The sequence below is a fragment of the Enterococcus sp. DIV1298c genome, from assembly GCF_017316315.1.
Lineage (GTDB): Bacteria > Bacillota > Bacilli > Lactobacillales > Enterococcaceae > Enterococcus_B > Enterococcus_B mangumiae.
On record NZ_JAFLWG010000035.1, the window covers coordinates 18,486 to 41,092 of the forward strand.

Annotated in this window: 25 protein-coding genes and 1 riboswitch; of the genes, 1 reads left to right on the forward strand and 24 read right to left on the reverse strand. The window is 41.1% G+C overall.

All coding sequences use genetic code 11. The features are described from left to right. The 23 genes from JZO83_RS08585 to JZO83_RS08695 form a co-directional block, all read right to left on the reverse strand. Positions 1–798 (reverse strand): ABC transporter permease subunit, encoded by a 798-nt coding sequence (locus JZO83_RS08585; RefSeq protein ID WP_206855868.1) that lies wholly within the window; start codon positions 796–798, stop codon positions 1–3. Positions 799–809: 11 nt separating this feature from the next. After that, a complete protein-coding gene (gene phnC, locus JZO83_RS08590; RefSeq protein ID WP_206855871.1) occupies positions 810–1,562 on the reverse strand; it encodes a phosphonate ABC transporter ATP-binding protein in 753 nt (250 codons plus the stop codon). A gap of 19 nt (positions 1,563–1,581) precedes the next feature. Beyond that, positions 1,582–2,604 (reverse strand): phosphate/phosphite/phosphonate ABC transporter substrate-binding protein, encoded by a 1,023-nt coding sequence (locus JZO83_RS08595; protein WP_206855875.1) that lies wholly within the window; start codon positions 2,602–2,604, stop codon positions 1,582–1,584. A 362-nt stretch (positions 2,605–2,966) separates the two neighbouring features. Beyond that, positions 2,967–3,851, reverse strand: coding sequence for a diacylglycerol kinase family protein (locus JZO83_RS08600; protein ID WP_206855877.1), 885 nt, complete (start codon positions 3,849–3,851; stop codon positions 2,967–2,969). A 388-nt stretch (positions 3,852–4,239) separates the two neighbouring features. Continuing rightward, positions 4,240–4,683, reverse strand: coding sequence for a cupin domain-containing protein (locus tag JZO83_RS08605; RefSeq protein WP_071867206.1), 444 nt, complete (start codon positions 4,681–4,683; stop codon positions 4,240–4,242). 13 nt (positions 4,684–4,696) lie between these two features. Further along, entirely contained in the window at positions 4,697–5,836 is a 1,140-nt protein-coding gene (eutH, locus tag JZO83_RS08610) for an ethanolamine utilization protein EutH (RefSeq protein WP_206855879.1), read from the reverse strand. 12 nt (positions 5,837–5,848) lie between these two features. Continuing rightward, positions 5,849–6,109 (reverse strand): EutN/CcmL family microcompartment protein, encoded by a 261-nt coding sequence (locus JZO83_RS08615; protein WP_071867208.1) that lies wholly within the window; start codon positions 6,107–6,109, stop codon positions 5,849–5,851. Positions 6,110–6,122: 13 nt separating this feature from the next. Beyond that, the gene (locus JZO83_RS08620; RefSeq protein WP_207115504.1) at positions 6,123–6,731 is read right to left on the reverse strand and encodes a hypothetical protein; all 609 of its coding nucleotides are present in this window, start codon (positions 6,729–6,731) and stop codon (positions 6,123–6,125) included. Between the two features lie 12 nt (positions 6,732–6,743). After that, positions 6,744–7,376: an ethanolamine utilization phosphate acetyltransferase EutD gene (eutD, locus tag JZO83_RS08625; RefSeq protein ID WP_207115505.1), complete on the reverse strand. Its 633-nt coding sequence runs from the start codon at positions 7,374–7,376 to the stop codon at positions 6,744–6,746. Between the two features lie 3 nt (positions 7,377–7,379). Further along, positions 7,380–7,958, reverse strand: a complete 579-nt coding sequence (locus JZO83_RS08630) for a hypothetical protein (protein ID WP_207115506.1) — start codon at positions 7,956–7,958, stop codon at positions 7,380–7,382. A 136-nt stretch (positions 7,959–8,094) separates the two neighbouring features. Beyond that, a complete protein-coding gene (locus tag JZO83_RS08635) occupies positions 8,095–8,379 on the reverse strand; it encodes a BMC domain-containing protein (RefSeq protein ID WP_010734677.1) in 285 nt (94 codons plus the stop codon). 48 nt (positions 8,380–8,427) lie between these two features. Next, the gene (locus JZO83_RS08640; protein ID WP_206855952.1) at positions 8,428–9,903 is read right to left on the reverse strand and encodes an acetaldehyde dehydrogenase (acetylating); all 1,476 of its coding nucleotides are present in this window, start codon (positions 9,901–9,903) and stop codon (positions 8,428–8,430) included. Next, positions 9,900–10,433 carry a BMC domain-containing protein gene (locus JZO83_RS08645; RefSeq protein WP_207115507.1) on the reverse strand — a complete coding sequence of 178 codons (534 nt, stop codon included), beginning with the start codon at positions 10,431–10,433 and terminating at the stop codon, positions 9,900–9,902. Before JZO83_RS08645 ends, JZO83_RS08640 begins: the two co-directional genes overlap by 4 nt. A 13-nt stretch (positions 10,434–10,446) precedes the next feature. After that, on the reverse strand, positions 10,447–11,100 hold the full coding sequence (gene eutL / locus JZO83_RS08650) for an ethanolamine utilization microcompartment protein EutL (protein WP_010734672.1): 654 nt from the start codon (positions 11,098–11,100) through the stop codon (positions 10,447–10,449). Positions 11,101–11,114: 14 nt separating this feature from the next. Continuing rightward, positions 11,115–12,020, reverse strand: coding sequence for an ethanolamine ammonia-lyase subunit EutC (eutC, locus tag JZO83_RS08655; RefSeq protein ID WP_207115508.1), 906 nt, complete (start codon positions 12,018–12,020; stop codon positions 11,115–11,117). 17 nt (positions 12,021–12,037) lie between these two features. Then, positions 12,038–13,402: an ethanolamine ammonia-lyase subunit EutB gene (locus JZO83_RS08660; protein ID WP_206855894.1), complete on the reverse strand. Its 1,365-nt coding sequence runs from the start codon at positions 13,400–13,402 to the stop codon at positions 12,038–12,040. A gap of 16 nt (positions 13,403–13,418) precedes the next feature. Next, positions 13,419–14,843 carry an ethanolamine ammonia-lyase reactivating factor EutA gene (gene eutA, locus JZO83_RS08665; RefSeq protein WP_207115509.1) on the reverse strand — a complete coding sequence of 475 codons (1,425 nt, stop codon included), beginning with the start codon at positions 14,841–14,843 and terminating at the stop codon, positions 13,419–13,421. Between the two features lie 83 nt (positions 14,844–14,926). Next, the gene (locus JZO83_RS08670) at positions 14,927–16,354 is read right to left on the reverse strand and encodes a sensor histidine kinase (RefSeq protein WP_206855900.1); all 1,428 of its coding nucleotides are present in this window, start codon (positions 16,352–16,354) and stop codon (positions 14,927–14,929) included. Then, positions 16,354–16,926 carry a response regulator gene (locus JZO83_RS08675; RefSeq protein WP_206855903.1) on the reverse strand — a complete coding sequence of 191 codons (573 nt, stop codon included), beginning with the start codon at positions 16,924–16,926 and terminating at the stop codon, positions 16,354–16,356. Before JZO83_RS08675 ends, JZO83_RS08670 begins: the two co-directional genes overlap by 1 nt. Positions 16,927–16,952: 26 nt before the next feature. After that, entirely contained in the window at positions 16,953–17,300 is a 348-nt protein-coding gene (locus JZO83_RS08680; protein WP_023520162.1) for a BMC domain-containing protein, read from the reverse strand. A gap of 159 nt (positions 17,301–17,459) precedes the next feature. Then, positions 17,460–18,584 carry a 1-propanol dehydrogenase PduQ gene (locus JZO83_RS08685; RefSeq protein WP_207115510.1) on the reverse strand — a complete coding sequence of 375 codons (1,125 nt, stop codon included), beginning with the start codon at positions 18,582–18,584 and terminating at the stop codon, positions 17,460–17,462. 285 nt (positions 18,585–18,869) lie between these two features. Further along, positions 18,870–19,019: riboswitch (adenosylcobalamin (AdoCbl) riboswitch) on the reverse strand. 49 nt (positions 19,020–19,068) lie between these two features. Beyond that, positions 19,069–19,650, reverse strand: coding sequence for a cob(I)yrinic acid a,c-diamide adenosyltransferase (locus JZO83_RS08690; protein WP_207115511.1), 582 nt, complete (start codon positions 19,648–19,650; stop codon positions 19,069–19,071). Then, entirely contained in the window at positions 19,647–20,084 is a 438-nt protein-coding gene (locus JZO83_RS08695; RefSeq protein ID WP_207115512.1) for a EutP/PduV family microcompartment system protein, read from the reverse strand. The genes JZO83_RS08690 and JZO83_RS08695 overlap by 4 nt, the downstream gene beginning before the upstream one ends. Positions 20,085–20,380: 296 nt before the next feature. Between JZO83_RS08695 and JZO83_RS08700 the strand changes: the two genes are divergently transcribed. Continuing rightward, on the forward strand, positions 20,381–21,574 hold the full coding sequence (locus tag JZO83_RS08700) for an ATP-binding protein (RefSeq protein ID WP_207115513.1): 1,194 nt from the start codon (positions 20,381–20,383) through the stop codon (positions 21,572–21,574). Between the two features lie 121 nt (positions 21,575–21,695). Here the strand turns inward: JZO83_RS08700 and JZO83_RS08705 are convergent, their stop codons facing one another. Beyond that, the gene (locus JZO83_RS08705) at positions 21,696–22,598 is read right to left on the reverse strand and encodes a haloacid dehalogenase-like hydrolase (protein WP_207115514.1); all 903 of its coding nucleotides are present in this window, start codon (positions 22,596–22,598) and stop codon (positions 21,696–21,698) included. Positions 22,599–22,607: the final 9 nt, after the last annotated feature.

The window sequence follows — 22,607 nt, forward strand, 5'->3', positions numbered from 1 at the left end:
TCAGTGAATCATCCTCCTAATTTTATTGGACGAAAGTTCCAATGCGATCACGATGATGACGATCGTCAAGATGACCATTCCTGCCATATCGTAGCGAAATTTCTTATAATAGAGATCAAATAGAAAACCAATCCCTGTTCCTGTTAGTATGCCGACTAATGTCGCATCACGGATATTGTTTTCGATCATGAATAATATCCAACTGATCAGCTGACCAAAGACCATGGGTAAGACACCTTGGAAAATGATCGCAAAGTAAGAAGCACCAGTCGCTGTCATTGCTTCCGTGATACTGCCAGCGACCTCATCGATCGTTTCCATAAACGAGCGTGTCAAGTAACCGTATGTCGTAAAGGTGATCGCTAAATAGCCGGTAAATTCATTTTGCTTGAAGCTCAATAGTAAGACCATTGCCCATACGACGATCGGGATATTCCTGAAAAAGCTAGCAAATACCCTTGCAATTGTTTTTGTCGCTTTATTCAGACCAGTCGTTTCCGAGCCGATGATTGCGGTGATCAATGAGAGCACTGTAGCAGTCATCGTCGCTGTGATCGACAGCAAGACCGTTTCTACTAATTTAGATAAAATCAATGGCAATGATTGGATCGAATTTTCTGTCGGGATAAAATTGGTGAACAGCCAGACAAAACTCTGAGGAATAGCTACAGCCGCCGTCCCAAATTGAAAACCAACAAATTGCGAAAAGACAACGTACACGACAACAAAGCTGAAGAGTGTCACAAATAACAACTGCTTCTTTTTTCGAAAAAGATCTTGATTCAGCGCCTTATCCATCGACACCCCTCCTATACTAACAATTCGTCTGACTGATAAATCTGATTGATCTCTGTTGTTGTCAGTTCTTCTGGTTTTCCTGAGAACACGACATTGCCACTGTTCACACCAATGATTCGATCAGAATAATCAATTGCGACTTCTACTTGGTGGAGATTGACTAAACAAGCAATCGCCAATTCTTTTGTCACTTGTTGCAAATAATCCATCACGACTTTTGAGGATTTAGGGTCTAAAGAGGCAATCGGTTCGTCACATAAGATCAATGCAGGACGTTGCATCAATGCGCGAGCAATTCCGACACGTTGTTTTTGTCCACCACTCAATTCATCACAACGCGTATACGCAAACTCTGACAAGCCGACTTTTTCTAATAAATCGAAAGCTTCCTGTTTTTCTGCTTCGTTATACACCCCAATCGATCCTTTCACGACAGACTTATATCCAAGTCTGCCATGAAGGACATTTTCAACGGCTGTGAGGCGACTGACTAAATTGTAATGTTGGAAAATCATACCGATCCTTCTACGTTTCAAGCGTAACGGCTTCTTCTTTAGATGCTGCATATCTTCTTCTTCAAAGTAAACGGCTCCTTCATTCGCAGAAATCAACTGATTGATACAACGCAAAATCGTGGATTTTCCTGCACCAGAAGGTCCGATGATCGAAACAAATTCTCCTTTTTCTAGTTGAAAGGAAATATCTTTTAGCGCTTGTTTTCCGTTACTATACGTTTTTGAAATCGAGTCTACTTGTAATAGCATGGCTCGTCCTTTCTACTTCTTAGCGAAGTGGGTCATAGAAACTGTCAGTGACTTCAACGAACTGTTCATCGGCTTCTTTCTGGAATAGCCCAACTGATTCAGAGTCTTTCGGTGAAAAGATTGCTTCATTGTTTGTCACTTCCTCACTCATCATTGCTTGAGTGATTTTATCGACAGTTTCTTCATCCAAATTATCTCTGTTGGCAACGAGTGGACCGTTCAACACAGGGATCGAATGGATCACACGTGCTTTTTTCCCTCTCACTGTATCAAATGGTGCCTCTGCATCTGCTTTGACTTGGTAAACGACACCCGCTTGATTTGCTTCGCCTTCCACGACATCAAAATATTGAGCCATGTTCATAAATGCTGCTACGTCGGCATCACCTTTAAGCAAGTTCACCGCAGAACCTTGGTGTGAACCACCGAAAAGTACTTTATTGAAGAAGTCGCCATCAATGATCAACTCATCTGAGCTGCCAAGTCCAAACTGATCAACGATTGCTTGACTTGGTACTCTAAAACCAGAAGTGGAAGAATTAGATACAAATGAAAAAGTTTTGCCCTCGATTGGTTCAAGTGTATATTCACCATCTTCTTGGTACTCTTCCGTATCTTCTTCGTTAACTACGATAAAACTGTAATACACGGCATCTTCCAGCGTGCCACTCGCACCTGAATTTGTTAGAAACGCTTGAACATTTTCATTTTTACGATTGGCTTCAATATAACCATCTGGTCCCATATACGCTAAATCTACTTGTCCGTTCGCAATCGATTCGATCACGATATTATAATCTGTACTAATGACGATCTCGACATCTCTACCTGTTGCTTCTGATACGATCGTTTGGATCTCATTTCTTGATTGTTCAAATTCACTTGCTGATTCATTTGGATAAAAAGCAATCTTGATTGGTTCGGAAGAATTCTGACTTTCGCCATCTGCTTGAGCATTGGAATTGCACCCAGCTAATAAAAATAAACCGGTCATGAAAAACATCGCACTAATAACTTTCAATCGTCTTTTATTCCAAAACATGTGTGGTAAACTCCCTTGTTTTTTATTTGGTACATCTCTTATTTTATGGATTCAATGTAAATTTCTAATGGACTTCACGATAGGAGTAAATGAAGATTGTAAATCATTTGTAAAACAAGGGTTCTTTTCTTTGATAAGCTGACACATTGGTACGTCTGTTCTTTTAAAAAAATCAGTGAAAAACTTCAAGCGATCCTCTTAACAAATTCATCGAACATTTACAAAAAAACGCAAAAATAAAGAACGATCCAGTGAATTTGTTCACTCACTAAATCGTTCTTTTTCGATTTTCGATCGTCCTCTTCTTGATTTTACACCGTTGGTCTAGTTGCGATTGAGACACAGTTTACTCGCTTTTACTTTTAGCAATAAACGGATAAATGAGACGGTAATACTTGGATCGTTACCGGAAGCTTTGTTCCTTCATCGCCATCGATATTTGTTGCTAACTCTTCTTCATCTACTAAAGAGATCACTAACTTCTCTGCTGTCTGATAAGCAAGATTTTCAGTCGTCGCATCGACGCCTTTGATCAGATCAGGAACGGCTTTTAAGGTATCCATAAATGAACGATCTTTCAAATATACGAAGTGCAGCTTACCATCATTGATTTCGGCTTTTGGTAAAAGTGTTTCAAAGCCACCGACTGAGTTCGTCAAACCGATCAACAGTGTACTACTTTCGATTTCTTCATCTACACCGTCAACTTCTACACGGAACGTATAGGATTGCGTATTCGTCAGTTGCTTGAAACCTGAAACAAAATAAGCCATTTTGCCTAGTTTGGTTTTCTTTTCAGGATCAACATCATTGATGGCTTCTGGAATCGTTCCGATCGCAACAACGTTCATAAAATATTGATCATTGATCTTACCAATATCTAACGACTTGGTTGATTCGATTGAAAGATGTTCCAGCGCTTCTTCAGGTTCTAAAGGAATGTCCAACGCTCGGGCTAAGTCATTCACTGTGCCCAATGGAAAGAAGCCAAAATTGGGGCGATGCGCTTGTTCTGCCAAGCCGCTGATAGCTTCATTCACCGTACCATCCCCGCCCATCGCAAAGACACTATGGATTTGATCGGCGGCAGCTTCTTGCGCAAACTTCGTCGCATCCCCACTTTTTTCCGTATGCAAAACTGTCACTTCATCAAAAAGAGTACGCAATTTGTTTTCTGCCATTTCTTCATATTCTTTTGCTTTTTCTCCTCCAGAACTAGGGTTAACGATCAGCAATGCTTTTTTCATACGATTTCTTCCTTTCTTGTTTGTTCTTTCTATTACAATAACATAAAACAAGAAAATTCTAAGTGATGATGCTACAAGAGAACACGCTAAAAAAGCCGTAGATCCTGAATACAGCATCCACAGCTTTTCAATAGTTATGATTGATTTGATGTAACAAGTACTGTCGCGCGAAACGCACCACATGACTCACTAAGAAAAGCCATTCGGAAGCACGGCTTATTCGGCTTTAACATCTCGTTGATCTACTTTCATGATCTCTTGTATCGATACTTGAAATAAAAAATAAACACTCACTTAAATTGATTATTGCACCTATCCATTTTTTGTTGAGGTCATGACGTTCGATCACTCATAAAACCAAATAAGCGGTGCTTCCGAAACACTTAGCTTATTGTGATTGCCAGTCTGCTGGATAAGTCACGTAGATAAAACGTGCTTCCCCAGTTACTGAGAACTGGATACTCGTACTTTTCGGAATCAAGATCAGTTCGCCAGCTTTTGCAGAGACTTTACGCCCGTCGATCAATATATCTAGCTGACCAGAAATCACGTAATCGATTTCGTCATATTCCAATGTCCAGTCAAAAGTCGTATCCGTCATTTCCATGATGCCGCAACCAAGGCGTGGGCTTTCTTGTAATGAAAAGAGATCTTTCGTGTATACTCGATCCGCAGGGTTTCCTGTATCAAGACGATCTTCTTCAGAGACAGTCATTTCTGCTAGTCTAATTGAAGCCACTCCACTAGGATCGACCTGTTTTGCCGGCATCAATTTTTCCATCACTAATTGTCGTACTAAGTTTTCGATCATTTGACGATCCAATTCTGCCATTTTCGTTACGCTCCTATTCTACGATCGTTTGCTCTTTTGCAGTCGTTTTTTCTTTTACAGTTACTTCTTTTTCTTTTCCTAATAAACGATTCGCCATGAACACTGCCACAAAGATCGCAGTGATCCCGCCAACGATTTTTCCGACCATCATCGGGAAAATCATTTCTTTTGCCACACCGGCAGTGAAGCCTAAGTGATCGCCTAAGATGAATGAAGCAGACACTGCAAATGCCACGTTGATGATTTTTCCACGGCGATCCATATCTTTCAACATTTGGAACATTGGAATGTTGTTTGCTAATGTAGCCACCATGCCGGCAGCTGCAATTTCATTCATGCCTAACACTTTTCCTAATTTCATCAATGGTTTATTGAATACTCGCGTGATCACAGCGACTAAACAGAATGCACCGGCTAATGTCAATGCAATATCACCAACTACTTCAATCCCTTCTGTAACTGGAGCAATTCCTGGAATCAATGTGATATCGATCAATTGTTGGATCGCACCAACGATCAAGCCAGCGATTGCAACGATCACTACACCTTTACCAAAGACATTGAACCCTTTGATCATTCCTTGTGGTGCTAACCATAGACCTACAATGATCAAAGCTGCAACAATCACGATCGGTAATAAGTTTGGTAAAATCATGCTCAATGGCATACCCGCAACTAAACCACCCGCTAACAAACCTAGTGGAATTGTGATGATTCCGCTCAATACACCTGTTGCTAAGTATTGTTGATCTTCTTTTTCAATGATTCCTAAAGCAACAGGGATCGTGAACACTAAAGTTGGTCCCATCATTGCGCCTAAGATCGCACCGGCAAACAAGCCAGCTTGTGGATCATGTGCCATTTGTTGTGCCAAAGCGAATCCGCCCATATCGTTTGCTAACAAAGTCGTCGCAAACATGGAAGGGTCAGCCCCTAAAAATTCATATACCGGTACAACGATTGGGCTAAGAACCGTTGCAAGAACAGGTGCTAATGTGATGATCCCGACCATTGATAAGGCTAATGAACCCATCGCCATCAAACCTTCTTCAAATTGTTCCCCTAATCCTAATTTGTTCCCGATACATTTATCGATCCCGCCGATAACCATAAAAAGAACCATGATATACATAATGATTTCATTGATACTCATCGTAAATCTCCTTTATTCTTCAATTGAATCAATTACACCGACAATCATTGCATCAATAGGTGTATCTGGATCACCAGCTGAAATTCTGGCAGCTTGCCCTTTGCTGATCAATACCTTGTCACCGACACCGGCACCGGCATTGTCTGCTGCGACAATAAATCCTATTTTCGTTTCTTTCTCATCTAATACATCGACCATCAGTAATTTCCAACCATTTAGTTTTTCATCTTTTCTGGTCGACCATAGACTTCCAGTCACTTTCCCTAATAGCATACGTGATCCCTCCTCATTTGAATAAACGATTTCTTAGCGCATATTCCTCTGCTAAGGGTGTCAACCGTTCTTGATTCGTTAAATCTATTCCATTTGTTTGTTGCAACCGCTGGATCAATTGCTTCTCCGTCACATACTTCCGGCTAGGCAACTCCTTCGCTAACGGCTTTTTCCGGCAACTCGCTAAAAATGCGTCGTAGCCTGTGTTTTCCTGTTCGAAAAAGTACATCCCGTAGCGTTCGCATTGCTCTGCTAGTTCATTGACTTTCTTTTTTAAGTGATACTTCATTTTGCTCGAATCATTCGCTGACTCAGCTTGCAAAACTAGTACAGGCTTTCCTGCGAACAAAAAAGAAAGGATACTCGTCGTTTGATGATCTGTCGGAAGTAATTGAGCGATAGCAGCCAACTGAGAAAGACTGACGTGCGGGACAACTAAGCCATCACATTTTGTTGGATCTTTCCCTTCTAACCAATCGACCATTGATAGATCAGCGAAAAACGTTTGAGGATAACCTGCTTTTGCCTCTGTCAACGCTAACTGATAGTCAGCTGGAGGCAATCGTTTCATCAGCATTTCTGTGACTTGCTGAATCACTTTTTCAATCTCCGTTACCTTCACGAAATCCCCTCCCTATTTACAAATATAGCCACGATCTCCTTTGTTCAATCCACAAGCATTTGCTTCATCGTAATCAATGTGCATATACGTTGCAAAATCTGGACTGACGCGAACCACGACATCATCAAAGATCAGTGGACGACTTGCTTCCACACGTACTTTCACTGTTTGACCATTGACTACTTGATTTTTATCTGCATCTTCTGGTGTCATGTGGATATGTCGTTTTGCTACGATCAATCCTTTATCTAGTTGAACAGCTGACTCACCGTTCATTAAGACAACACCTGGTGTTCCTTCGATTTTGCCACTTTCTCTGACAGGCACGCGACTACCTAAAATACGTGTATCCGTCATCGATACTTCGACTTGTGATTCGGCGCGTTCAGGTCCTAAAATAACGACATTTTGGAATAAGCCTTTTGGCCCTGCGACAGTGATCCGCTCTTTGCAGACATACTGACCGGGTTGAGATAATTCTTTTACTTTCGTTAATTGGTATCCAGGACCAAATAATGCATCGATATCTTTACGGCTCAAATGCACGTGTCTTCCTGAAGCTTCTACTTCAAAAGAATTTTGCTGTGACTGGATACGTTGGACTACTTCATTGATAATTTCATTTAAATGATCCAATCGGTTCATCTCCTACTCGTTTTTCGGCAGTTGAATAATACTTTGCAATTCTTCTGCCCATAACATAAAAATAGCTAAGTATGCTGGAAGTTCTGCTTCCAACAATTGACTGACTTTTTCTACTTGATACTCGATCTCATTGATTGAATAGCGCAAGATTCTTCGTTGCAAGGGGGAACGATAGATCATTCCTGAAAGTCGAGGTGGATGAGCTGAGAGCGTTTTCCCATCGAATCGACTAAAGTTTGCTAACCACTCTTGCTGATATTCTAAATACAACCAACCTTCAGCATACATATCGTTTTCTTCCAATAAATGAAAGAACAGCAGATTTTTCAGCTTCTTTATTTCTAAACAGATTTTTCGTTGCACACTTGGCAGCAACGTTTCTTGTTCAAAAAGAGGTTGCTTCGATTGCTCAATTGGAGAAGAAACGAGATTTTCTCGCATGAGCGGAATATGATGTTCACGTAAATAGCTAGAAGCTGCGGGAGTCAAAAGACAATCTTTTGAAACGACGAAAGTGCTTCCTGATTGGATTTTTTTCTTCCGAAACATGTGCCTTAACTGGTCTTCTGTGATCACACCCATATGACGCTCTCCTTTCTCCAATGGATTATTTCAAAGCATTGATCTCGTCTTGGAAACAAGCCAAATGAGCCAAAAATATAAGGAGTATTTTCGGTTCATTTGGCTCTTGTTTCATTTTAGACGTCTCTTACGATGATTATTCAGCAACTTTTGGTAAAATCGCATCTACTTCAGTGTGAGGACGTGGGATCACATGAACAGATAATAATTCACCTACACGTTCAGCAGCGGCAGCACCAGCATCAGTTGCTGCTTTTACAGCGCCAACATCGCCACGAACCATGATTGTTACTAATCCGCCACCAACTTGTTCTTTACCGATCAATGTTACGTTTGCTGCTTTCACCATTGCATCTGCTGCTTCAACAGCACCTACTAATCCACGAGTTTCGATCATTCCTAAAGCGTTTGTACTTGACATTATAAATTCCTCCTATGGTATGTTTATCATTAATATATATATTACATATTATTGTAATCGAGCTAATACTTGGGCAACGAGTGTATCGATCAACTCATCTTTGTTGCCCGCTTGATTGTTTGTTTCTTGTGTTGGCATTTGAGCGCCAGCGCCAAATTCTTGACGGATATCTGCTAAATCAGTGACACCGTAAGCGACACGTCGAACATTGAATAGATTTTCTACGCCGATGTTGTCAGAGGTAGAACTGCCACCAACTGCGCCACAGCCTAGCGTTAATGCTGGCACTAGGCCAGTTGAAGCCCCAATCCCTCCTAATGAACCTGCTGTATTGATCAACAGACGAGAAACTGGTTTTCTTAAGCCGAATTCACGGACGACTTCTTTGTTTTCAGTATGGATACACATTGTGTGTCCTGCACCTTCACCTTTTAAGATCTCAACGGATAGATCGCAAGCTTCTTGCCAGTTTTCAACCGTGTAAAAGGCGATGATCGGTGCTAATTTTTCTCTTGAGAATGGATACTTGATCCCAACATTGCTTTCTTCTGCCACGATCAGACGACGATCGAATGGAATATTCAAGCCAACTAATGAAGCAATATGGCGAACAGAACGGCCAACGATTTGCGGATTCATCGTGCCATTTGGTCGTAAGATGAAACGAGATAATTTATCCGCTTCGTCTGGACTCAAGAAGTAAGCACCTTGTTTGATCAATTCAGCTTTAACTGCTTCACGATTGACTTTTTCCACAATGATCGACTGTTCTGATGCACAGATCGTGCCATTATCAAATGTTTTAGAATCCATGATGCGTTTCACCGCCATTGGGATCAATGCGCTGCGTTCGATATACGCAGGGCCATTTCCTGGACCTACGCCGATGGCTGGCGTTCCTGAAGAATACGCCGCTTTGACCATGGCGTTACCACCAGTAGCTAAGATCAAGTTCGTATCTTTATGCGTCATCAATTCTTTTGTTGCTTGCATCGTTGGTGTCGTGATCACTGACACGCTCTCTTTTGGTCCACCCGCAGATTCAACCGCTGAACGGATGATCTCAACTGTCGCTTGGATCGATTGTAAGGCGTTTGGATGTGGCGAGAAGACGATACTATTCGCCGCTTTCAATGCGATCAAGGCTTTATAGATCACTGTTGAAGTCGGATTTGTCGATGGGATCAATCCAGCAACCACACCAACAGGTACGGCAATCTCCGTTACCTTTTTCTGTGGGTCATCATTGATGACACCTACTGTCTTCGTATTTTTGAATTCTTCATAAACGATTTTTGAAGCAAAAGCATTTTTGATGATTTTGTCTTCATAGATCCCGAAGCCAGTTTCTTCATTCGCCATTTTTGCTAGACGTTCACGCTGTGCGAATGTTGCGTCTGAAACTGCTTTGACGATTTGGTCGATTTGCGTTTGCGAAAAAGTTTCTAATACTTTTTGTGCATTCTTAGCAGCTGCGATCAAATCTCTCGTTTCTTGAATCGAGCGTAAATCTTTATCCACTATAGGGTCACTCCTTTAATTTCTGCCATGATCGCCTCTACTAATGCTTGTTTGCTTGCAGATTTGATTTCTGATGGTTTTAATTGTTTGACATTCAATTTGTAGGCTTCTTTTCGTAACTCAGCGACACGCTTTGCTTGTAATTCTGCCCGACGATCTTTTGTTTCACTGACCTTCTCTGGTTCGACCGGAGCTTCAACTTGTACTGGCTCTGCGGGTTCTACCAAGTGTTCAGGCGTTACTTCTGTGACACTTTCTTCTGCTTGTGGTTTTTGAAAAAGGATTTGTGTCTGTTCATCAACACGTGAGATCACATGATGCGAGATCAAACAGTTTAATTGTTTCGCTATAACCACACCGGCATCGACCGCTGCATTGACAGCTGCAACATCCCCACTTAGTTGGACGGTTGTTAGGCCGCCTTTGATGATCTCCGCATTCAACAAATTCACATCTGCTGACTTCAAAGCCGCATCGCTGACACTGACTGCGCCTAAAAATCCGCGAACTTCAATCATTCCAATCGCATTCATTCGTGACACTCCCTTAGTAACTCAACGGATTTTCTGCGATCCGTTGAACAACTTGTTCAAAAGCAGTACAAGCTGCTTTACATGCTGATTGACTACCAGTTAAAAGTGCCCCACCAAAGTTTGTTTCAGATGGTGGTCCGAAGAAACTACAGATTTCAACATCCGCTGCTTTCAATGCTGCATCTAGTGCAACCATTGCTTCTAAAGGCGGCGCGATCAAGTAAGCAATTGCTTCGCCTTCACGAATGTTTGCTTCTTTTGATAAATATCTTCCAGAACGAGAAACCACATGGGCAAAGTACACGATACTATCATCGTCATTTGCGCTGATAAAGCTTGCTTCTTGTTCGATGACTTGTGTCACTACGGACAGTCCGCTTGTGATCTCTGCCGGACTTGGTCCAGCGATGATCCCGATCACTTCACCTGCTAGTTTCGTAGAGGCATTCGCCGCTCCTGCATACATACTTTTTGCATAGACAACTTCTACTTCCGCAGCCTTTGTTGCTTCATCTAAAGCCACATAAGTCACATCATCACAATCTGATGTCACGATACCTAATGAGCGCATCCCTGGTGTCAGGCCAAATTGCTCTGCTAATGCAGCATCTACATTTGGAATAACTTGAACACTTAAGACGTTTGCGCCTAAACGATCATTTTTCATCGATTATTCTCCTCCTATTCGGCTTCTTTCAACTCGATACCAGATTTTTTCTTATCTAGCATTTTTTTGATCAATTCCGCGATATATGCACCGGCCTCAACCGCTGGTGTTCCACCTTTATGGATGTTTGAGATCACGGTACGACGAGCTTCTGGCATTCCTACTGTTGGACGGTAGGCAACATACGCACTCATCGATTCTGCTGTTACAAGTCCCGGACGTTCGCCAACTAATAGACATACTACTTCGGCATCAGTGATTTCACCGATTTGATCCATTGACGGCACACGGCAATATTTGACGAAGACGACTTGATCAAAATCTAAACCATACATTTTTAACCCTTGTTTGATTGCAGGTAATACTTCTTTGATATTTGCCCCGATAGCCGCAGAACTTAACCCATCCCCAACAACGATCTGCACTTTTGCTTTTGGTGTTGTTTGTTGTTTGATTTTTGCGCTGTTTTCTTCATCAAATTGACGGCCAAAATCTGGGCGAGTCAAGTATTCGTCTTTTGTTTTACAGATCGTTTGTGTCGAAATGAAGCCCATTTCTTCCACTAACTGTGGATCAACATCAGAGAATACCGCATCTTGTGCTGCAGCATGGTCCGCACGGAAACGTAAGGTTGAAGAAGTCAGATAACGAGTTCCTGTACGTCCTACACCGATACGAGCAGGCGTGAATGCTTTCATGCGTAAGTAGCCTGCTTCATCTTTTGCGTCTTTGACTAAAAGCTGTTTGCGTAGATCTACTTCTGTGATGTCATCGATCATGCCTTCTTCTACTACTGGTGCTGTTGTCGTCATCGTAGTTGTTGTAGCAACTGGCGCTTTTGGTTGTTCCGTTGGTTTTTCACCGGCTACCATTTCACTTAGCATTGAAGTGATCATTTCTTTCAATTGTTGTTCGTTCATTTTTTCTTGCACCCCACTTATTTGATAAATACTGAAGCATCGCCGGCTAGGCTTGTTAATTTACCATTTTCCATCAAGCCCATTTTCTCCATCCAACCTTCAAATTCTTTGATTGGACGTAAACCGAACAATTCACGGACTGTAGCTGTTTCATGGAAACCTGTTGTTTGGTAGTTCAACATCACATCGTCACCGTGAGGGATGCCCATGATATACGTACATCCAGCTGATGTTAATAACACAGATAAGTTTTCCATATCATTTTGATCTGCTTTCATATGGTTCGTATAACATACGTCACAACCCATTGATAAACCAGTTAGTTTACCCATGAAGTGATCTTCTAAGCCTGCGCGAATCACTTGTTTTGAATCATACAAGTATTCTGGTCCAATAAAACCGACAACTGTGTTCACAAGGAATGGATCGAATTTCTTCGCTAAACCATAACAACGTGCTTCCATCGTCACTTGGTCTGCCCCAAAATGGGCTTCAGATGACAGTTCAGATCCTTGACCTGTTTCAAAATACATCACGTTAGGACCAGCTGCTTGTCCACTGCTCAATGCTAATGCTTGTGCTTCAGCCAACATTTCCGCGTTTAAACCAAACGCTGTATTCCCTTTTTCTGAACCAGCAATCGATTGGAACACTAAACCCGTCGGTGCGCCTTGACGCATTGCTTCCATTTGTGTCGTCACGTGAGCCAAGACACAGGTTTGTGTTGGAATATCCCATTCACTGCGGAATTCTTCAAATTTATCTAAACAACGTTTCACACTTTCTGTTGAGTCATCAACTGGATTCAAACCGATCAGTGCATCACCGGCGCCGTAAGATAAGCCTTCCATGACAGAAGCCATGATACCATCCACATCATCTGTTGGATGATTCGGTTGTAGACGATTTGAAAAAGTACCGGCGCGACCGATTGTTGTATTCGCTGTTTTTTCGATGTGGATTTTTTTAGCTCCCACGATCAAGTCCATATTTGACATCAATTTGCAGACTGCCGCGATCATTTCAGAAGTCAATCCGCGAGAGATATGTTTGATTTCAAAATCTCCTGTTTTATCAGAAAGGATATATTCTCTTAATTCTGAAACTGTCCAATGTTTGATCATGCCGAAAATGCGCATGTTGACTTGGTCGATAATGATGCGTGTCACTTCATCTTCATCATAATCAACTACTGGATTGTTGAATAAGTCATTTAATGTCAGATGAGATAATACAACTTTTGCTGCTACTCGTTCTTCCGCAGAAGTTGCTGCAACACCAGCTAATTTATCTCCTGATTTTTCTTCATTTGCTTTAGCCAACACTTCTTTGACTGAAGAAAACTGATAGGTTTTGCCAAATAATTTTGTTTTTAAAATCATTTTTCTTGTCGCTCCCTTAATTAAATACTAGTGTTTTGACAACTACCGGTAACACTGCGCCTTCAGCTACAGGTTGTCCGATATCGATATAATCCCCATTTTCTACTTTGACGGAATCAATGCAGATGAAAGGATAATTTCCTGGTAAATATGCATGTAATGCATGCCCTAAAGCTTTCGCCATGTCTTCGTCCACCATGATGACCAGTGGGATATTTTCTGTGATCAAGGCAGATAATCCTTGAACGATCCCATCCGCATATCGTTGGACGTCGGCAAATGTCGGGTTCACGATTCCCTTCATCGCTAAAGCGATCTGCGGCGTTTCTTCCAGTCGATGCCAAGCAAGCTTTTCATCGATTCGTTCGCCCATTTTCTCAGCCTCTAAAGACTCATCTTCTTGGGAAACTTTTAATATCGGAATATTTTTGATTGGCAAGATCTGCTCATGATAAGCGATCGTGCTTCCGCTAATATCTGCAGTGTGCGATCCTGCGCCAACAACCGTTGCCCGAATGGTTTCATTACTTTGTAACACTTCTTTTTCTTTGAAGATCTGGGATTTTCGTAACGCTGCCCCTAATAACAGTCCAATATCGCCGTACTTGAACGTATCGGTCACTTCTTCGACCAAGCAATCCGCTACGCCACCAGAAAAGGTGACGATCGGGATTTCTTCATCTAAGCGTAACCCTCGATTGGTGATAAATAGGTCATAAAAACGACTTCGTTCACCGATCCCCACACTGTTTTCTAAGACTTTTACTAGCTCATCGATCACCGGTTGGATCGCTGTGACAGAAGCTTTCATACCAATTTTTAATGGTAGTCCCAACTGCCCGATCATGTCTGTGATCTTTGGTGAGATGTAAGAAATATTTCCTGCTTGATCGACCTTGATCAGTCGACCACCGATATCAAAACAAGCAGTATCATTGATTTCATCATCAGTGAAGACAACTAAATTACTCGTTCCGCCTCCGATATCGATATTGACGACCGAAGTATGACGTTTTTTCGAATACTCTTGGGCGCCTGCTCCTTTACCAGCAATGATACTTTCAAGATCTGGACCAGCCGTAGCGACCACGAAATCTCCAGCAAAACCACTCAACGCTTGTAATACTTTACTGGCATTGGCTTTACGAGCTGTTTCACCGGTGATGATCACTGCACCCATTTGGATTTGTTGTTTCTCGATCCCCGCTTGTTGATATTGTCGGGAAACAAACGCTTTGATTGCTTCATCATCAATCATTGTCTGATTGATCAAAGGAGTGAAGATGATTTCACTGCGATAGATCACTTCTTTTTCTGAGATCGTGATCCTTGGAACAGAAAATGCAGAGGCAAAATTTTCGATCGTCAGCTCTGATAAAACAAGTTGCGTCGTCGAGGTACCTAAATCGATCCCTACAGTTAGAATTTTTTCTTTTGCCATCGTTTTTTCTCCTTTCTGCAAACAAAAAATGCTTAAAGACAGCCTAGAATCTCTTCTACGCATCTTTAAGCATCGTTGCTTTTTCACCGAACAACATCTTTGGTGTTCTGTTCAAAATAGAAACAAGTTTTTGTTCCTTTGTTGGATGATTCAATTTTCACTTTCCCTTTTAGCTTATCTTTGATATAGCTATTCACGATCATCAACCCTAAACTTGTTTCTTTGTTTCGGTTGACATCATAGCCATTGCCATCATCTGTAACAGTGATCGTAATGACTTTATTTTCGATTTCTCCGCTGACCTCAACCATTCCACTTTGATCTGGCTCAAAGGCATGATCAAAGATATTTTGGAGTAACTCATTGACGACGAGCGAAATGGAAACCATTTGGTCACTGGAAACAGTGATCGTCGGATCAACTGTCAAATTCAATTGCACTTTTTCCGGATTAAAAATATGGCGGAAATTGTACATCACTGCCTCAAGCATTTGTCGCAAGGAAACATTATCCTCTACTTGCTTCGACAATAATTCATGTGTCGTCGCAATCGCCATGATCCGGTTCACACTTTCTTTCAGTACTTTACTAGCCTCTTTGCTAGTGGTACGGCGTGCTTGGATCCGCAATAACGAAACGACGGACTGTAAATTATTTTTGACTCGGTGATGGATCTCTCGGATCGCCACCGATTTTGATACGATTTCATCTTCTTTCTTTTTCACTTCTGTATTATCTTGAATAATCATTGCTACTCTCGATCCTGCATCAATCCAAACTTTTCGAATATTAAAGTAATAATTTAAATAAGCTGTATCTAATTCGATCAACCGATTTTCGGTTTGATCATTCATCTGATAAAGAACATATTCGAACGTTGTGTAATCAAGAGAGAGATTGTCATAGTGCAAATCATTGATCATTTCACGATAGCCTAGTTTTCGGTATAGTTCTTTTGCGCGATGATTCGCTAAGACTAAGTTTCCAGTGGCCGTATCAAAAATCAAGACCGCTTCAGCTAACTGGTCCATGATCAACGGATCGAATGTAGATTCGATCGCAAGTGTTCCTTGTTCTTTTGACTGTGATTCCTGTCGTTCAACTGCCCCAATCGGTTGCTCGACTCCCTCTTCTACGATGATCACACCGATTGTTCGTTGTTCATTTCGAATCGGAAAAATATTTTGCTTGATCAAGCGATTTTCTTGTGTGACTGCTAACAAGCCAATACTGTTCAAGCTTGTTTCCATGGTACGTAAAACACCAGGTTCATTTTTTAATAACGCTTCTTTTCCGACAACTTCATGTTTATATAATGAGGGAATACATTTTGGTTTCTTATGATAGACAACTAATGCTTCTTTCGTCATTTCATTAAAGACATCGATGAACACATCTGCCGTCTCATAATGCTTAGACTCTGTTAAATAAGCACTCGTCCGACAAAGCTCTTGAATATCTGATTGGGTTAGATTTGTATAACGCTGACATAATGTATTGATTCGTTCCATTATTCATCATCCATAATAATCAATTCTGCGATTTCACTCATACGTGCGCGTTTGTTCATACTTAATGTACGCAACATTTGATAAGCTTCTTCTTCAGAAATATTATTTTCTTTTGCTAATATCCCTTTTGCCTTTTCCACAACTTTTCGCTCTTCCAATTTCAATTGTAGTTTATCGATTTGTTGTAGCAGGTTTTGAGTTTCTTTTCCTCTAGCGATCCCCATCTCGATAGTTGGGATCAAAGATTTTGAATCTAATGGTTTTACAAGATAACCGATTGCGCCTAATTTCTTTGCTTTCTCCGTATTCTCTTGATCACTGTAAGCAGAAAGAAACACGATACTACCTGCTAACTGATCTTGGATGATTTTTTTACCAGATTTCAGACCATCTAAAATCGGCATTTGGATATCCATCAATACGAGATCCGGCTTAGTCTCTTTACAAACTTCGATTGCTTCAAATCCATCTGCGGCTTCCCCAACAACTTCATAACCAGCTTCCAGTAGAATATCTCGAGTATCCAATCGTGTGATTGGCTCATCATCTACTATCACAATTCTGCCCTTCATATTCAATACGCTTTGTCTCCCCCGAACTAAGTTCTTGTAATTTCACACGTCACAGAGAATTGCAAAATCTGTTTGAGTCCATCCAGTACAGCATGTAATGCTGCTTCAACAGAACTCACGTCGCCAGAGATAACTACTGAACCAGAGAAACGATCGATAAAGCCGATCGTGATATCGCCACTTTTCGTTGCAATATCAACAGCGATGATTGCAGCTTCACTTGGCGTGATCGTTAAGATCCCTAAAGCATTGCTTGTGCCTGCTGGTAATCCTAATTTCGTATAGACTTCCTTGTCGGGACTTGCAATGATGTGGGCTAAAGTAACTTGTTTTCCTGGGACGTATTCTTGGATCATTCGTTGTTTTTCTTCCAAGCAAGACTCGCTCCTTCATTTTAAGCAATAAAAAATCCTCAATAATAAGCGATAAAGTATTTACTTTACGCTCGTTATTAAGGGCATCATTGCTCTTAAATTTTGAAGCACTCCGTTGTGCTCATTCATTATATGTTAGCCATTTCACGATGTCAAATTTTATAAGATTGCTTTTAATATTGCTCTAACGCCTTTTTCATCTGCTTGACGCGGATTGGTTCTCGTACAGCCATCTGCTAAGGCAGAAGTCGCAATTGCTTCTTCATGTGACAACACTTCTTTTGAAGACAAACCATACTCACTCAATGTCGCTGGCATGTCTAATTTTTCTCGCAACTGTTTGATCAGACGAATCAAGTTTTGTACCCCTAAGCGAGGATTCTTCGTTTGTGTGTTACTGATACAGTTCGCTAATGCCGCATATCTTTCAGCTACTTCTACTTCTGTCACTTGACCGTTGCCTAAACCACTATTATAGGCAATCACTTCTGGAAGTAAGATGCCATTGATGCGACCATGTGGCACATGTAAACGAGCGCCAGCCGCATGAGCGATCCCATGGTTCAAACCTAGTGAAGTCGAATTGAACGCCATGCCTGCCATACAAGAAGCTAAGTGCATTTGTTCTCTGGCTTCTTTGTCTTGACCATTTTTGTATGCTCGCTCTAAGTATTCAAAAACTAAAGCAACCACTTTTTCACATAAGGCATCTGCTACGCCATTTGCTTCTGTTGAAACGTAGGATTCAATGACATGTGTCAGTACATCCATTCCTGTATCCGCAGTGATTTTCGGTGGAACACTCATGACTAATCCTGTATCTAAAATCGCAACATCTGGTTGAATTTCATCCGTTACTAACGGGATTTTCAAGCCTAATTCACTGATTGTGATCACAGAGAAATTTGTTACCTCAGACCCTGTCCCACTTGTCGTTGGGATCGCAATAAATTGTTCCGTCAAAAGATCCATTGTCTTTTGTCCAAAATATTTCATTGCTTTCGCTGCATCGATTGCGGAGCCGCCACCGATTGCTACGATCACTTCACTTTGGAAGCTTTCCATTTCTTTGATTCCTGAAACGATCTTATCAAGTGGTGGATCAGGAACAATATCACTAAATACATGGTACTGGTTTAAATAAGTCGTTACTTGCTCCACCATGCCGTTTTCTGCCATAAATGGATCAGTAACGATGAACACACGCTTTTCTTTCACATTTTCAAGACTTTGTAACGCATCTTCGCCCACAATGATCTGTGTCGAGAATTGTATATTTTCCACGAACATTCCTCCTTGAAACCAAAATAAAAGAGACTTCAAACCAATGGAAATAAAACATCCATTTGTTTGAAGCCCCTTTGCTTCTTTTACAATCCATACAACAGTGTATGGTGTCTATTCTGTAACAATCGATTAACACATGCGCCGGGAATCAGCAGTACGCCATTGTACTTGAAATCTCTTTCCCCATTGAAAGACCAGCCCAATATTCCCATACACATCATCGTGCTATGTGTGGGATTGAATCAAATATTCTTGGGCTGACTTTCAAAAAACGTCATTTTTTAGCAACACCCTGTTTTGCCTCGAAACAGTTTGCCCAATAATGAAAAATAAGAAAAGACCTGACTTAAAAGCTCTAAGGCTTTATCACAGTGGCGGGACCGTGCCAGCATCTCACTGGCTTCCATTCGTATCTTTCATAAACATTTGATTAATCTACATGCACTTTATCACACTGTTTGTGAAAAATCAAACACTTTTTTTATAAACCTTCTTCTTTTATTTTATGGAAAACTTTCTCTCCTCTAGTGTAAAAAACATCTTCTTGCCCCATTTGCACGTTCATATAACGCGCCAACGCATAGAAATAATCAGACAAACGATTCACGAACACGATTACTTCGGGATTGATTGCCGCAGTCGCACTTAAACGAACGATATGACGTTCCCCACGGCGAGCAATCGTCCGCGCTACATGGATCATACTCGCGCCTTGACAACCACCAGGTAAGATAAATCGCTCAATATCTGGTGATTGTTGGGTATAGAAATCGATCCGTTCTTCCAGCCAAGTCACACTTTCTTGTTGGACTTTAAGTGGTCGTCCATCTTCTAACACCGTAGATAGATCCGTTCCTACATCGAATAATAGTTGTTGCAATTCTTCTAACTCTTGCTTAAAAACGTCTTGTTCTTTTGACAATTGACTGATCGTATAGCCTAACCATGAGTTCAACTCATCGATCGTTCCATAACTTTCCACACGATCTGAATCTTTGGATACACTATGTCCACCAACTAATTTCGTCATTCCTTTGTCGCCTGTTTTTGTGTAGATTTTCATGTTTGTCCTCCTAAATATTGAACCAATTCTTCGAGTCCTGTTTTTTCTACTGACGATACTTCAAATAGTTTCGTTGCTCCTGCTGCAACCAACTGTTCACGTACACGTGCCAACTCTTTCTCGTCTGTGACTAGATCCACTTTAGTCATGATCCCGATCACTTCTTTTGGAAAGATATGCCCAAAACCAGGTGAAAAAATCTGTTCTTGGTCTAATGCACTTTGGACCAAACCGATCACTTCCGCTTCTGCCGCCGTCACAGTCAACGCAGAGTAGTATTGGCGATGTAGAATAAATTCACCCGGCGTATCGATCATCTCAGGATGAAATTCTACTGCTTGAGTTTTATCGTAAACAATTGCTTCTCCACGTAAGGCTTGACAAAGAGTGGTCTTCCCACAGCCGATCGCGCCCATCAAAATGATTCTCTTCATTGATTCCCTCCATAAAAAAAGCCTAAAAAAGCAGAATAAACTCTACTTTTTTAGGCGCCATTGCCATATTTATCCGCACACATCGTTGTGTGTTTCTTTTCACCAGTGTAATCGCTTCTCTCAGGTTTGTCAAAATAAATCTTGCGCTACAGCGATGAAAAAACGTTTGGAGATCCATCGTCTCTTACCAAAATTTGAAGTTAACTTCAAATTTATCAGAAATGATGATTTTTTTGAAGTTAACTTCAAATATGCTATACTTATATTAAGAATATCTTATCGAAGGAGGAATCACTTTGTTTCAGCGACCTCACTATTTAAATCAACTGATTCACTTACAAAACACTGATTTCATCAAAATTATTACTGGCGTTAGGCGTTCAGGTAAATCGGTATTACTTATGCTTTATCAACGCTATCTATTGGAGCAAGGTGTTGAACCAAACCACATTATTTATATCAATTTTGAATCATTCAATTATCAAGTAGTCACAGATGCAGAGAAATTTAGGAACGTGCTAACACCATTGATTCCTCAAGATGATAAAAAAATTTATTTTTTATTTGACGAGATCCAACTTGTCGACGGATGGCAACGTGTCGTCAATGGCATAAAAACTAGCTTTGATTGTGAGCTAGTCATCACTGGTTCCAATGCAAATATGTTGTCTGGGGAACTTGCAACTTTACTTAGTGGCCGATACATTGAGATTCCCATTTATCCGTTATCCTTTGAAGAATTTTTGTCTGTAAAAGACATTGCAAAAGATTCTCGGTTCGTCGATCAAGCATATCAAGAATATGAAAAATATGGTGGTTTCCCCAGTGTGGTGTTAGCAGATGAAAGAATCAAAGATACGATTTTGTCAGGAATCTTTGATACGATCGTTCTGAACGATGTTGCCTTGCGTGCCAGCGTAAAAGATGCAACTGTATTGAAATTATTGATTCGTTTTTTATCAGACAATGTTGGACAACTCGTCAATGCGTCAAAAATTGCGAATACATTAAAAAGTGAAGGCATCTCAACGAGCACGCACACTGTCAATCGCTACTTGGACCTATTAGAACATGGTTATCTCTTTTATCGTGCGCAACAGTATGATATTAGAGGGCGAGAATATTTAAGAACAAATGGAAAATATTTCATTATCGATGCTGGACTACGCAGAAATGCGGTAGGAAGAAAAGACGGTAATTATAGTAATCGCTTAGAAAATATTGTATATATCGAATTACTAAGACGAGGTTATCTAGTAGACGTTGGGCGTATTGATAATCAAGAAATCGATTTTGTTGCAAAAAAATTGGATGAAACACTCTATATCCAAGTAACCTATGAACTTCCCAACAGTAATCGTGAAACTGACAACTTACTTCATATCAAAGATAATCACAAAAAGATAGTGATTACCGGTAAATATTATGAAACCCACCAAGTAGACGGGATACCGATTCGATACATCGTTGATTGGCTACTTGATAAATAATTGTCGTACACAGGCTCGATTCAACTAAATAGACGAACGCCTAGAAACGTAACCACTAATAATTACTTTTCTAGGCGTATTTTTTACTTATGAACTTAATGTTCGAGCTTCTAACTTTTTCCTAACGCACGATCGAACGTGACATCATCGCGATCGTGTGACGATTCCCACGGATCGCACGGCTCATCGCCATGATATTTTCTACAGGAGCGATTCCTGAATAGCCGGCATCGCCGATGTGTTGGATATCAACACCGCAAATTTTATTTTGGATCGCAATTTGTTTGATCGTGTCAGAATCACTTGACTCTTGGCTCGTACCAATTGCTGACATCACTAACGCGCCAGCGGCATGGATCACTTTGACAGCCGCTTTTAATTCACTATCATCAAACCCGGGAACTGTTCCTACTGCAGGAACTAAGATCACATCTGCACCTGCTTCGATAAAGGACTTGATTGCCTCTAGGTCCGCTACCGGTTCATCGACACCCGCACCGTGCATTTTCCCAGCAATGATCATACCACCGAAGTATTCTTTTGCCATTGAGATGGCTTTTGTAATGGCATCATTCGTCACACCACTTCCTGGATTTCCTGTCAAACAGATGAAATCCAGTCCTTGTTTCTTAGCAGCTTCCATTGTTTCACGAGTGGCTTGACGACCAGCTGGAATATCCAGGCGGTCTTCTGCCATCTTCGCCTCTAAATCAACAGGCTCAAGATTCGCCCCAATTGGTCGACCAACTACTTCTCGTAACGTTTGGATGATCGGCTCACCATCTTTACCCTTCAAACCTGAAACAACTGGTTCTAACGCATCAAAAGCATTCAATAAAATCAAATCCGCACCATACGCACGGGCAATTTCAGAGTTCGTGACATCTTCAATGTTACTGTCACGGATCACTACGTTTTCAGAACAAATGACACGTCCCTCACTTGCTTTGATCGATTGTTTCAACTCTGCGCCAGTCATTGCCATGATCTCTGATGCTTGCGCACTAATAAATCGTTTTACCATTTTTTCCAC